The sequence below is a fragment of the Streptomyces sp. NPDC096339 genome (assembly GCF_044762985.1).
GTDB lineage: Bacteria > Actinomycetota > Actinomycetes > Streptomycetales > Streptomycetaceae > Streptomyces.
Genome location: NZ_JBIWFI010000001.1, coordinates 617601 through 630260 on the forward strand (window position 1 = coordinate 617601; position 12660 = coordinate 630260).

12 protein-coding genes are annotated in these 12660 nt (G+C 71.8%); 2 read left to right on the forward strand and 10 right to left on the reverse strand.

From position 1 onward, the window contains the following. Window positions 1-15: 15 nt before the first annotated feature. On the reverse strand, window positions 16-1356 hold the full coding sequence (locus ACIQ5Y_RS02920; RefSeq protein WP_403874313.1) for a DUF2252 domain-containing protein: 1341 nt from the start codon (window positions 1354-1356) through the stop codon (window positions 16-18). Between the two features lie 244 nt (window positions 1357-1600). On the opposite strand from ACIQ5Y_RS02920, the gene ACIQ5Y_RS02925 reads away from it, so the two are divergent. Continuing rightward, complete coding sequence (locus ACIQ5Y_RS02925; RefSeq protein ID WP_403874315.1) at window positions 1601-2983, forward strand: hypothetical protein; 1383 nt, start codon at window positions 1601-1603, stop codon at window positions 2981-2983. Window positions 2984-3056: 73 nt separating this feature from the next. Beyond that, window positions 3057-3434: a hypothetical protein gene (locus tag ACIQ5Y_RS02930; protein WP_403874317.1), complete on the forward strand. Its 378-nt coding sequence runs from the start codon at window positions 3057-3059 to the stop codon at window positions 3432-3434. A 20-nt stretch (window positions 3435-3454) separates the two neighbouring features. Here the strand turns inward: ACIQ5Y_RS02930 and ACIQ5Y_RS02935 are convergent, their stop codons facing one another. From ACIQ5Y_RS02935 to ACIQ5Y_RS02975, 9 genes are all read right to left on the reverse strand, one after another. Further along, entirely contained in the window at window positions 3455-4510 is a 1056-nt protein-coding gene (locus ACIQ5Y_RS02935; protein WP_403874319.1) for a CorA family divalent cation transporter, read from the reverse strand. A 38-nt stretch (window positions 4511-4548) separates the two neighbouring features. After that, complete coding sequence (locus tag ACIQ5Y_RS02940; protein WP_403874321.1) at window positions 4549-5388, reverse strand: class II glutamine amidotransferase; 840 nt, start codon at window positions 5386-5388, stop codon at window positions 4549-4551. 197 nt (window positions 5389-5585) lie between these two features. Then, window positions 5586-5789 carry a hypothetical protein gene (locus tag ACIQ5Y_RS02945; protein WP_403874323.1) on the reverse strand — a complete coding sequence of 68 codons (204 nt, stop codon included), beginning with the start codon at window positions 5787-5789 and terminating at the stop codon, window positions 5586-5588. 73 nt (window positions 5790-5862) lie between these two features. Beyond that, window positions 5863-7266 (reverse strand): aminobutyraldehyde dehydrogenase, encoded by a 1404-nt coding sequence (locus ACIQ5Y_RS02950; protein ID WP_403874325.1) that lies wholly within the window; start codon window positions 7264-7266, stop codon window positions 5863-5865. Continuing rightward, on the reverse strand, window positions 7259-8575 hold the full coding sequence (locus tag ACIQ5Y_RS02955; protein WP_403874327.1) for a flavin monoamine oxidase family protein: 1317 nt from the start codon (window positions 8573-8575) through the stop codon (window positions 7259-7261). Before ACIQ5Y_RS02955 ends, ACIQ5Y_RS02950 begins: the two co-directional genes overlap by 8 nt. Before the next feature lie 13 nt (window positions 8576-8588). Next, window positions 8589-9695: an ABC transporter ATP-binding protein gene (locus ACIQ5Y_RS02960; RefSeq protein ID WP_403874329.1), complete on the reverse strand. Its 1107-nt coding sequence runs from the start codon at window positions 9693-9695 to the stop codon at window positions 8589-8591. A gap of 5 nt (window positions 9696-9700) precedes the next feature. Further along, window positions 9701-10537 (reverse strand): ABC transporter permease, encoded by an 837-nt coding sequence (locus ACIQ5Y_RS02965; protein WP_403874331.1) that lies wholly within the window; start codon window positions 10535-10537, stop codon window positions 9701-9703. Next, window positions 10534-11439: an ABC transporter permease gene (locus tag ACIQ5Y_RS02970; protein WP_403874333.1), complete on the reverse strand. Its 906-nt coding sequence runs from the start codon at window positions 11437-11439 to the stop codon at window positions 10534-10536. The genes ACIQ5Y_RS02965 and ACIQ5Y_RS02970 overlap by 4 nt, the downstream gene beginning before the upstream one ends. Before the next feature lies 1 nt (window position 11440). Next, window positions 11441-12571: an extracellular solute-binding protein gene (locus ACIQ5Y_RS02975; protein ID WP_403874335.1), complete on the reverse strand. Its 1131-nt coding sequence runs from the start codon at window positions 12569-12571 to the stop codon at window positions 11441-11443. Window positions 12572-12660 lie beyond the last annotated feature (89 nt).

Sequence of the window (12660 nt, forward strand, 5' to 3'; positions counted from 1 at the left end):
CGCCTCCACGTGCGCTCAGGCTCCGGTGATGGCGATGACGGACCCGTCGGCGACCGCGGCGGTCAGCAGGGCGTGATCCGCGCCGGTCCGGTCGGCGTAGCGCAGCGCGAAGTCGGCGACGGCACGGTCGAAGGCATCGGCGTTGCCCAGGTATCCCGCGATGGCGATGCGGTCGCCGGAGCGGGCGTGGGCGCGCGCCAGCGCCCGGCCGCACAGCCCGGCGTACTGACCGAGGACCGCCCGGGACATGCTCGCGACATCGGCCGATCCCTTCATGTCGCGCAGCTGCCGGCCGTAGAAGTGGCGCCCTTCGGGGCCGGTCATCCAGCCGAGGAAGATGTCGCTCGTGGCCTGCATGAGCCGCTGACCGGCAACGACCCGGTGACCGTGGTGGTAATGGCCGCCGGCCGGGAGGTGGTCCTGCAGCACGGAGGGACCGGCCTCCTTGATCTGCAGGAAGAGCGGGTCGTCATCGTCGCGGCCGGTGAGCAGCACGACGTGGCAGCGGGTCCCCACGCTCCCGACGCCGACGACCTTGCGCGCCACGTCGACCAGCCGGTAGCGGTCCAGGAGGAGGCGGCGCTCCTCGGGCAGCGTGCCGCGGTACTCGCGGAAGACCTCGGCGACGGCCCGTGAATCCGGCCGGGCCAGTGGTTCCAGCAGGGGCGGGTCGTGGATGATGCGCCGGCCTTCCTCTCGGACCTCGGTCAGCTTCGCCAGGGCGCGCAGGCTGGTGCGGGTCCGGGCGCGCGCCAGTCCGGCCTCGACGCGGCCGCGCAGTTTGGGCTTGCGGATGAGGGGCAGCAGATCGGCGGTGTCGATCCGGTGGTACCAGACGTCCAGCTCGCCCTGCCCGGCGAGCGCCCTCATGTTCTCCCGGTAGGCCCTGGCCGCCGCGAGGGCCGATTCCCGGGCCCAGTCGTCGCCGTGGCCGTTCTGGCGGGCCGCCACCGCGACGCTCGCGGCGAGCCGCTTGACGTCCCACTCGAAGGGGCCGGGCAGGGTCTCGTCGAAGTCGTCGAGGTCGAAGAGCAGGGCACGTTCGGGTGAGGCGAACATGCCGAAGTTCAGCAGGTGCGCGTCCCCGCACAGCTGGACGGTCAGTCCCGTGTCCGGGCCGGCGGCCAGGTCGGCGGCCATGACCGCGGCCGCACCGCGCAGGAACGCGAACGGTGAGGCCGCCATCCGGCCGTAGCGGATCGGGAGCAGTTCCGGGACCCGGCCGGCCGCCTGCCGCCGCAGCACCTCGACGGGATCGGGGCGGTCGGGAGACACGGTCCACTGGCCGTGCGAGGCACGGCTGACGCGCTTGCGGACGGCGCGCCCACGTCGGGACCGCTCGGCCGGACTGCTCATGCTCCGCTCCTTGTCACCGGTCCCCCTCATCCTGGGCGCACCGCGCCCGGCGCGCATGTCACCGCCCGGGCGGGGCGCCCCGGCCTCCGGACCCGTGCCGTATGGGTGAATCTTCAACGTGTCTACGGTGGGCGGGAGTTGGCCGGATCCCGAGGTGACTGCCGTTGCGTGCACATGGCATGATCATTTGGACGTTACTTGTGAGTAACGCCTTCTCTTCCCCCCACCCGAAGGTCATTCCTCCGTGCGCATGCTCGCCCGACGCCTCCTGCTCCCCTGCCTGACGACACTGGCCCTCACCGCCACCGCCTGCTCCTCCCCGGCCCACACCGGTTCCACCGGGGAACCGAAGCACCCCGCCGCGTCCGCCTCGACCACCGCCGGAGACGGTCGACTCGACGTGGCCGCCGCGCCCGAGGGCTCCGCCGCTCCGACGGCCGTGGCCCGCGCCCGGGCGGGCGGGAACAAGCCCGAGAAGTCCTCCCTGAAGGTCGCCTCCTACGACAAGGCGAGCGGCCGCGCCGTCATATCGGCCACCCCGCAGGAGCACACCGGCTCCCCGAACCCCGTGGCCGTGGCCGTGGACGACGTCATCGCCAGCGCACCGGCGCCCGGCGCCCCCGACGGCCTCCTGGCGAAGGTCACCGAGGTCGTCGGGAAGACCGACCGCGGCACCGAGGTGAAGACCGCTCCCACCACGCTGGCCTCCGTCCTCAAGGAGGACAAGGCCGACGGCGCGGTCCCGGTCGACCCGGCCTCGGTCACCGTGGAGCCACTGATGAAGGGCGTCACCTTCTCCTGGGCGAAGGGCCAGGGCCTGCGCTCCGGGCCCAAGGGAGCGGAACTGCCCCTCGGCAGCCTGCGCCTCGACGTGAACGCCGCGGTGGACACCGCCGAGGGTGCGCCCGCGTCTGCCGGCGCCTCCGTGTCGGGCTTCGTGCAGCTCGCTCCCAAGGTGGAGTTCGCGTACGACGGCACGCCCGGCGGCGGCGCGGGCCCGCACTCCGCCTTCCTCGGGATGAGCGGCGACTGGTCCTCCCAGTGGGAGCTGAAGGGCCGCGCCGCCGCGAGCACCGGAGCGCCCAAGCGGATCCCCTTCGCCACGCTCCGCAGCGCTCCCGTGATCCAGGTGGGCCCCGTGCCCGTCGTCGTCAACCTGAGCCTGACCTGCTACGTCCAGGTGGAGGCCGACGGGCGGGTCACCCTCGACGTGCGGCAGGACGTCAAGGGGGACTTCCGGGTCGGCGGCGCCTACGCGGCGGGCAAGGGTTGGACCCCGGTCAGCACCTCTGCCGTGAAGAGCTCGCCGGTCAAGGCGGCCGTCACCGCAACCGGGCGGGTCAAGGGCGCCCTCGGCGCGGAGGCCTCCGTCGGTCTGTACGGAGCCGTCGGCGTCAGTGCCGATTTCGCCCCCTACCTGCGCGGCGAGGCCGACGCCAAGGCGGCCGCCTCCACCGACGGCAAGGCCTCGGCATCCGGCGCCTGGGCCCTCTACGGCGGCTTCGACCTGAGCGGACAGCTCCACCTCCAGCTGTCCCTGTTCGGTACGCCGGTCTTCGAGCGCCGCATCCCGCTCGGCTCCCTCAACCGGGAGTGGCCCCTCGCGGGCGGCAGCGTCGCCCGGTAACCCGCCGCGGCCCGGCAGGACTTCGTGTGCGACCCGTCCCCCCGTGCCCGGATGCGGGGCTACGCTCCAGAGGATGGAACGCTCAGAGGTACTCAAGCGAGTGATCGGCATCCTCACCGAGGCCCAGGAGATCCGCCGGGCCGCCGAAACCGGAGAGGACGCCGACGGCCACGACGACGACCTGGCGGCGACGGCCGGAGTGGCCACGACGCTCCTGAACGAGATGCTGCCGTCGATCAGCGTGCCGGCCGACGCGTCTCCGCAGCAGGTGGCGACTCTGGTGGCCGAGGCCCTCGGCCCGGCGCTGCACACCATGGTCTCCGGATTCAGCCTGGCGTTCACCAGCCTCGCCATCGCGCACGACAGCGGGCGGACGGACACCTCGGCCATCGAGGTGCTCCGGGAACTCGCCCTGGAGATCGAGGCGGGGACCTACGACGAGGGTCCGTAGACCCCCGCACCGGTCCGGCTTCAGCCGCCCGCCGGGCGCGAGCGCCCGGCGGGCGGACCCGTCGGCTCAGGCATCAGCTGTCCCGGATGGCTGCGGCGGCGCCGCAGCCAGAGGTACAGCAGCAGACAGGGCAGCAGCAGTCCGGCGAGGGTGAAGACCAGGAACGCCGTGAAGCCGGAGATGTGGCCGACCATCCACCCGAAGTTCTGCCCGAAGAACCCGACGACGAAGGACAGCGGCAGGAACACCGACGCGAGGACGGTGAGCCGCTCCATCGTGGCGCTCTGCCGGAGGTTGATCTTGTTCTGTTCGACGGAGATCACCGCGATGTTCGCCTCCAGCACGGTGGTCAGGAGGTCGCGCTGGGCGGCGACCTCCTCGTTGACCAGCAGCAGGTGGTCGTGGACGTCGCGGATGTAGGGCAGGAGCGTCGGCGGTGACTTCCCCGGCTGCAGGCGCCGCGCGAGCACGGCGAGCAGGGGGTGCACCGCCCGGTAGAAATCGGTGGCCTCGCGGCGCAGGGAGTAGATCCGTTCGGTCGGGGCGACCGCTCCGGAGAACACCGTGGCCTCGATCTGCTCGATGTCGCGTTCGAGCTCCCCTACCACCGGTGCGTAGCTGTCGACGACCTGGTCGAGGATCGCCCACAGCGTGGAGGCGCTGCCGGTCTTCAGCAGCTCGGGGCGGGCTTCGAGCCGACTGCGGGCACCGTGCAGCTCGCTCGCGATGCCCTGGCGGACGGTGATCACGAAGTGTTCGGCGAGGAAGACGCTGATCTCGCCGGTGTCGATCTCCTCGCGTTCGTCGTCGTAGCGCGCCGTGCGCAGGATGATCAGCTCGGTGCCGTCCTCGTACTGCTCGGCCTTGGGCCGCAGGTGGTAGGCCGTGGCGTCCTCGACCGCCAGCTCGTGGAGCCCGAAGATCTCCCGTACCCGGGCCAGCTCCTCGGGGCCCGGCTCGAAGATGCCCAGCCAGACGAAGCCGCCCATCCCGCAGCGCGCGGCCGCCTGCTCCAGCGGCATCGCGCCCTCGTGCTGCCGGCGCCCGTCCCGGTAGTGTGCGCAGTCGACGATCACGGCCTTCCTCCCTCATGATCGCGGGCGGTCCCCTCTGTTCAGGAAACCTCGGGGACGAAGGGGAAGTAGTCGTCGCCGGTGCCCGCCGGGATGACGGTGTAGCTGGCCTCGGGGAGCTCGTTCCAGACGCCGGGCAGGTCTCCCAGCGGCTCGGAGACCACGATGCGGGAGGTGTCCGACACGTTGCTCAGGTAGTCCACGTCCGGATACAGACGACGTACGGTCTCGGCCTTGCTGCTGTAGAACAACGACCGCGTCTTTCCCTGACTGGAGTAGCGGAAGGCCCACACGCGGGTGCCGTCGCTGACCGCCACCGTCATCTGCAGGGGGTCGGCGACGCCGTGCTGCTCGCCGAGCCGCTCCACGAGACCCGCCATCCTGGCGACCGCGCCCGGAACGTCCTGGTCCAGACCGAACGTCACCGCGAGGTAGAACATCACCTCCGAGTCCGTGGAGCCCTCGATGGACGGGAACAGGGCGGGATCGACCGCCATGTACAGGTCGCGCTGCAACCGCTCGAATTCGGAGATGGCTCCGTTGTGCATCCACAGCCACCGGCCGTGGCGGAACGGATGGCAGTTGGTCTGCTGGATGGCCGAGCCCGTAGAGGCCCGGACGTGCGCGAAGAACAGGGGTGAACGCACGTGGGCGGCGAGTTCCTGGAGGTTGCGGTTGTTCCAGGCGGGCCCCACGTCCCGGAAGATCGCCGGTGTCCTGTCGCCGTCCGCGGAGTACCACCCGATGCCGAAGCCGTCGCCGTTCGTGGATTCCACGCCCATCCGGGCGCGCAGGCTCTGGTTGATCAACGAGTGCTCCGGGCGGTACAGCAGCGTGTCGAGGAGCACCGGCGAGCCGTAGAAGGCCAGCCAGCGACACATGCGCATCACCTCTTTCGTGGCCGGCTTCGAGCCTAACCCCGCATGCGCTCGCGCCGCCGCAGGCACGGCTCCGGCTGCGCGGTCCAGGTGATCACCACGCGTTCCGGTGTACGTACGGTGACCAGCCGGCCCCGCCCGCGCCCCCGGCCCCGGGCGTCGGGCCCGGGGCCGGTGTCGTGGTGCGCGGTCCGCTCGGTTCAGCCGTGCTTCGGGCCCACCCAGCGCGTCCCCTTCCCGCTGTCCTTCTCGGGCTGCTGCGGGCGGTCGAGGCGGCTGGCCTCGTCCGTGTCGGCGGCCGCCGTGCGCCGGTCGTCCTGACGGGTGCTGTGCGGCTTGCGGCGCCGGGCCTGCTCACCCTCGTCGTGCAGCGGCACCCCTCCTGCTCCACCCTGCTCGTCCATCGTGGGCCTCCTCCCGTTCCGGACCCCCGCGAGGCGGCTGCCCGGCTGCGCTCCCCCGAAACCCTGGACCTGCTCAGAGCATGACGTGCTTGGCCTGCGTGTATTCCAGGAGGCCGGTCAGGGAGAGGTCGCTGCCGTAGCCGGAGTGCTTGACTCCGCCGTGGGGCATCTCGGAGACGGTGGTGCCGTGGGTGTTCACCCAGACGATGCCGGTGTGCAGGGCGCGGCTGGCGTGCATCGCCCGGTCGTGGTCGGTGGTCCAGACGCTCGCGGCCAGGCCGAAACGGACGCCGTTGGCGAGGTGCAGGGCCTCGGCCTCGTCGGTGAAGGACTGGACGGTCACGACGGGGCCGAAGATCTCCTCCTGCACGATCTCGTCGTCCTGGCGGCACCCCGCGACGACGGTGGGCTCGTGGAAGAAGCCGGGGCGCGGGAGCCGGGCGCCGCCGGTGACGACCTCGGCGTGGGCCGGCAGCCGTTCCAGCAGCCCCTGGACCGACGCGAGCTGGGCAGCGCTGTTGAGGGGGCCGAAGGCCGCCTGTCGGTTCGGCGGGGAGGTGGCCGCCGCGGTGAAGGCCGCGAGGAACGCTTCGTACACCCGGTGGTGCACGAGGAGCCGGGTGGGCGCGGTGCAGTCCTGGCCGGCGTTGTAGTAGGCGACCTCGGCCAGTGTCGCGGCGGCGGCCTCGACGTCCGCGTCCTCGTGGACGATGACCGGGGCGTTGCCGCCGAGCTCCAGGTGGACCCGCTTGAGGCCGGCCGCCGCGGCCGCGGCGATCTCCCGCCCGGCCCGTACGCTGCCGGTGACCGCGATCAGGGCGACCTCGGGGTGGGCGGTGAGCTCCCGGCCGGTGTCGCGGTCCCCGCACACGACGTTGAGCACGCCGGGCGGGAGGTGGGCGGCCGCGATCCGGGCCAGGAGGACGGCCGAGGAGGGGGTGGTGTCGGCGGGTTTGAGCACGGTGGTGTTCCCGGCGGCGAGGGCCGGCGCGATCTTCCACGCCGCCATCATCAGCGGGTAGTTCCAGGGTGTGATCTGGGCGCAGACGCCGACCGGTTCGCGGCGCAGCAGGGAGGTGCGGCCCTCGGTGTACTCGGCCGCGGCGGCGCCCGGCAGATTGCGTGCGGCGCCGGCGAAGAACCGTACGGCGTCGGCGATGGCGGGCAGTTCGTCGCTCCGGAACCGCTCGGCCGGCTTGCCGGTGTCCGCCGTCTCGGCGGCCGTCAGCTCGTCCGCGTACGCCTCGATCGCGTCCGCGATGCCGAGCAGGGCGCGCTGGCGCGCGGCCGGGGTGGTCGCGGACCAGCCGGGGCGCGCCGCTGCCGCCGCCGCGCAGGCGGCGTCCGTGTCGGCGCGGCCGGAGCGGGGGGCGCGGCCGTGGACCTGGCCGGTGGCCGGGTCGATCAGTTCCATGGTCTCGCCGGAGGCGGCGGGTCGGTCGGCGCCGCCGATGTGGTTGCGGAGGGCGTCAGCCACGGCTCAGCACCTCCTGCGCGGCGCCCCGTCCGGTGCGTACGGCGCCCTCCATGTAGCCGGCCACCCACTGGTCGGAGCCGCAGACGTAGAAGGGCGGTTCGTGGGTGCCGTGGAGGGGCCCGACGGCCATCACGTCGCCGGGGGTCCACTGGGTGACGTAGCCCTGGGTCCACGGATCGGTGCCCCACAGCCGCAGGTGGGTGGCGAGCGGGCGGTGGGCCTCCTCCCCGTAGAGGCGGGCGATCTCGGCCAGCAGCTCGGGGGCGCGCAGCGGGCCGGGCATGCCGAGCAGTACGCCGTAGCGTTCGGGCGGGACGAGGGCTGAGAGGATGCCGTCGCTCTGCGGCCAGGTGCTGCCGAGGACCCCCTCGCACTCGGAGAGTCCGCTCAGGCCCCGCTCCCGCCAGAACGGGGTCTCGTAGGCGGCGGTGAACTTGGCGGCGAGGGCGTGGCGTTGGCGGTGGAGGGAGGCGAGGCGGGCCTCGGAGACTCCGCTGACGGCGACCGAGCGGAGCGGGCCTGCGGGCAGGGCGCTGACGACGGCCGCGGCGGTGAGGGTCTCGCCTCCCGCGATCCGTACGGCGCAGCCCCGGGGCCGGCGTACGGCGACCGCCTCGACGGGTGCGCCGGTACGGATGCGCGCGCCGAGGGCCTCGGCCATGCGCAGGGCGACGGTGGCCGAGCCCTCGGCGACCCGCAGGCCCTCCCAGGCCTCGTAGTCGTAGTGGCCGGGGCCGGGCACGGCGGCGTTCTTGCGCAGGGCGGCGAGCAGGGAGGTGCGCTCGTACGAGCCGTCGGCGAGGGCGAGCTGGCCGATCTCCCAGAGGCGTACGACCGCCGGGCCGGCCCCCTGGGAGCGGAGCCAGTCGGCGACGGAGAGCCGGTCGAGCGCGGTGGCGTCGGGGTGGGACCACGGGTCGTCGGGGTCGACGGTCCGGGCGAGCTCGGTGAAGGCGGCGGTGGCCTTCCGGTGGCAGGCGTCGTCCCCGGGCCGGAACCAGTGGGGCGGGTCCCCGGCGGAGATCCCTTCGGGGGTGGCGCGGGCGAGGGCGCCGGGTTCGGCGACGTAGCTGGGGACGAGGGTGAGGCCCAGTTCGGCGGCGAGGGCCGTGTAGGCGGTGTGGGCCCGGCCTACGACTTCCCCGCCGAGCTGGACGAGCCTGCCGCCCTGGAGTTCGGTCTGTTCGACGCGTCCGCCGACGCGGTCGCGGGCCTCCAGGACGAGTACGTCGGCTCCGCCGGCGGCGAGGTCGCGTGCGGCGCTGAGACCGGCGAGGCCGGCGCCGAGCACGATGACGTCGTGGTTCATGGGGTGCCTCCGGTCAGGCGTCGGCGTGGTCGAGGACCAGGCAGTGTTCGGGCTTCCAGGCGATCTCGACCTGTTCGCCGCCGCTCCAGCGGTCCTCCATGCGGGAGCGGACGGTGTTCTGTTCCAGCACGGACACCGTGACGCCGGGGGCGAGTTCGATGAGGTAGGTGGTGGTGGGGCCGGAGTAGACGGTCTCGCGGACGACCCCGCCGACGGTGGCCATGCCCGGTTCGAAGTCGGAGAGCCAGATCTTCTCGGGGCGGATCGACAGGCTGACGCGGCTCCCGTCGGGGACGCCGGGCCGGGTGCCGACGGGCAGGGCGGGGCCCTCGTCGAGGACGACCCGGCCGGCGCGGTAGGTGCCGGGGACCAGGTTGGAGGTGCCCATGAAGGAGGCGACGAAGCGGCTCGTCGGGCGCTCGTACACGTCCTCGGGCGTGCCGCACTGCTCGATGCGGCCCTCGTTCATGACGGCGAGGCGGTCCGACATGGTCAGGGCCTCGTCCTGGTCGTGGGTGACGAAGACGAAGGTGATGCCGACCTCGCGCTGGATCTGCTTGAGCTCGATCTGCATCTGGCGGCGGAGCTTGAGGTCGAGGGCTGCCAAAGGCTCGTCCAGCAGCAGGACTTGGGGCCGGTTGACCAGGGCGCGGGCCAGGGCGACGCGCTGGCGCTGCCCGCCGGAGAGGGTGGGCGGCTTGCGGGCGGCCAGTCCACCGAGCTGTACGAGGTCGAGCATGTCGGCGACCCGCCGGCGGATCTCGGCGCGGGCGACTCCCTTGCGCTTGAGTCCGAAGGCCACGTTGTCGGCGAGCGAGAGGTGGTCGAAGAGGGCGTAGCTCTGGAAGACGGTGTTGACGTTGCGCTTGTTGGGCGGAAGGCCGGTGACGTCCTCGCCGTCGAGCAGGACGCTGCCTTCCGTGGGGTCGGCGAAGCCTCCGGTCATCCGCAGCAGGGTGGTCTTCCCGCAGCCGGAGGGGCCGAGCAGGGAGAAGAACTCGCCCTGCGCCATGTCGAGTTCGACCTCGCGCACGGCGTAGCCGCCGCCCGCGCCGGGGTACTGCTTGCTCACGCGGTCGAGCCGTACGGCGGGGGTCGGGTGCACGGGTGTCGGGTACATGGGGATCACTTCCCGGAGAGCAGGTCGAGGCCGCCGCGGCGCCCCATCAGGCGCGGTATGGCGAGTGCGAGGACGATCAGGGCGACGGATCCGGCCAGCATGAGCGTGCCCACGGCGTTGATGGTGGGCTGGACGCCGAACCTGATGGCCGAGTAGATGCGGACGGAGAGCGGCTGCGGGTCGACGCCGGTGGTGAAGTAGGCGAGGACGAAGTCGTCGAAGACCAGGGCGAAGATCAGCACGGCGGAGGCCAGGATGCTGGGGAGCAGCGCGGGCAGGGTCACGAGGAAGAGGGCCTGGCGGCGGGTGGCGCCGAGGTCCATCGCGGCCTCTTCGACCTCCGCGTTGAGGGCGGCTATGCGGGAGCGCAGGATGACCGTCACGTAGGAGATGGAGAAGGTGATCTCGGCGAGCATCACGGTGGTGGTGGACAGGGTGATGCCGAGGCCTTTGAAGAGCATCATCGCCGCGACGCCGGTGACGATCTCCGGTGTGATCAGCGGGACGAGCATGACGAGGCCGGCGAGGGATCCGAGCCGGGAGCGGGCGCGGACCAGGCCCAGGGCCAGGGTCACGCCGAGGACGAGCGAGCCGGCCATGGCGACCAGGGACACCTGGAGGCTCATGCCGAGCGAGCCGATCAGTACGTCGTCGTGGAGGAACTCCCGGTACCAGCGGAGGCTGAACCCGTCGAAGACGGTGAGGGACTTCTGCGCGTTGAAGGAGAAGAGGGTGACGACGGCGACGGGGAGGTAGAGCAGCGCGAAGAAGAGCACGGTGACGGCGATGGCGAAGCGGGGCCGGCGATCGGCTCCTCGGCCGCGGCTCCGGGGGAGCTTCATCGGGCCGCCTCCGCCTCGTCCTTGCGGGCGCGCCGCAGGTATCCCAGCATGCCGAGCAGCAGGACCGCCATCAGCAGCATGGTCAGGGCCGAGCCCAGCGGCCAGTTCTGGCCTTGGAAGAACTTGTCCTGGATCAGGTTGCCGATCATGATCTGGTCGGGGCCTCCCATGAGCTGTGCGCTGACGAAGTCACCCATGGCGGGCAGGAAGACGAGGACGCTGCCGGCCGCGGCGCCCTGCCGGGTGGCGGGGACGGTGACGAAGAAGAAGGTCCGCAGGGGGCCTCCGTAGAGGTCGCGTCCGGCCTCGATGAGCGAGGTGTCCATGCGTTCCATGGCCGCGTACAGCGGGATGATCATGAAGACGACGAACCCGTAGACGAGTCCGGCGATGACGCCCGGGCCGGTCTGGAGGATCTTGGTGCCGTCGTCGGCGAGGCCGATCGAGCGCAGGGCCCTCAGCAGCGGCCCGTCGTCGGAGAGGACGACCGACCACCCGTACATGCGCACCAGGTAGTTGGCGAAGAACGGTACGACGATCGCCGCGATCAGCAGGTTCTTGAAGCGGCCGCCGCGCAGGGCGATGGCGTACGTGACCGGGTAGGCCACCGCCAGGCAGATGATGCAGGTGATCAGCGCGTAGCCGAGGGAGCGCAGCAGGACGGTCCGGTAGGCCGGGTCGGCGAGCGCGGCGAAGTTCTCGAAGTTGAGCCCGAAGCGCGGGTTTCCGAGCGGGTCGGTGGTGCCGAAGGCGAGGGTGGCCACCAGGAGGAGCGAGGCGACGAGGAAACCGGTCATCCAGAGGGTGCCGGGGAGCATGAGCCCGCTCCACAGTCTGGCCTCCGAGGCCGCCGGGCCGCCGCGCGGCGCGCGGGCGGCTCCGGATCGGTTGCGTCGGGGCATGTCAGCCGGCCTTCACGTCGGTCCAGGCGGCGTCGCGGCGTTGTTCGCCCTTCACCGTGACGTTGCGGAAGTAGTGGTCGTCCTTGAGGTCGTCGGCCGTCACCAGGCACTGGGGGAACGGTTCCACGAGCGCGGAGTAGGTGTCCTCGGTCCCCCGCACCGGCATCGGGTAGCCGATGTACTCGATGTTCTTCTTCACGTTCTCCGGGCGGAGCATGTAGTCGATGAAGAGCATCGCGGTGCCGGGGTGCTCCGCGCTCGCGGGAATGGCGTAGCAGTCGGAGTTGACGGGGGCGCCCTCCTTGGCGACCTCGAAACCGAAGACGGCGGGGTCCTCGGCCTGGGCCAGCATCGCGGCCATGTCCCCGCTCCACGCCTGGGTGATGTCGGCGTTGCCGTTGAGCAGGTTGTTGTAGCTGTCGCTGGAGAAGCCGCGCAGGCGGGGCCGGAGCGAGTGCAGGGTCTCGGTGACCCGTGCGAGCTCGTCCGGGTCCTCGGTGCTGAGGCCGACGCCGGCCTTGAGCGCGCCCATGCCGAGCACCTCGTCACGGTCGTCGAGCACGAAGACCTTGCCCTTGGCCTGCTCGTTCCACAGGTCGCCCCAGGATCCGGTCAGGTCCCCGAGCCGGTCACGGCGCCAGCCGATGCCGGTCTTGTACATGGTGAAGGGGACGGTGTGCCGGGAGCCCGGGTCGTACCAGGGGTTGGCGAAGTAGTCGTAGCCGCCGAACACGGCTTCCGCGTTCTTCAGCCGGGCGTGGTCGATCGTGCGGAGCTTGCCTCCGGTGGCGAGGCGCTGCGCCCACTTCGCCGTGGGGAAGACGATGTCGTAGCGGTTGCCGGCATTGAGCTTGGCGGCCATGCCTTCCATCGAGTCGTAGTTCGACTGGATGACCTTGACGCCGTACTCCTTCTCGAAGCCTTCGAAGACGGCCGGGTCGACGAAGTCGGCCCAGTTGAAATAGACCAGGTCGCCGTCGACCTTGACGTCGATCGGGGTCTCCTCGGCCGCCTTGCCGGCCGGATCGTCACCGGACGCGAATCCGCATCCGGCCGCGGTGAGGCCGAGGGCCGTGGCGGTGCCGGCCCGGAGGAAGGAGCGTCTGGTCAGGGAGTGTGCCTCGGGGGACATCGGGGTCCTCTCCGTAGGGGGGCCGTGGGGAACGGCGGGGCTCGAACGAACGGTGCTTCGGGGCGTGGGGGGTTGCTGCCGTGCTGCTC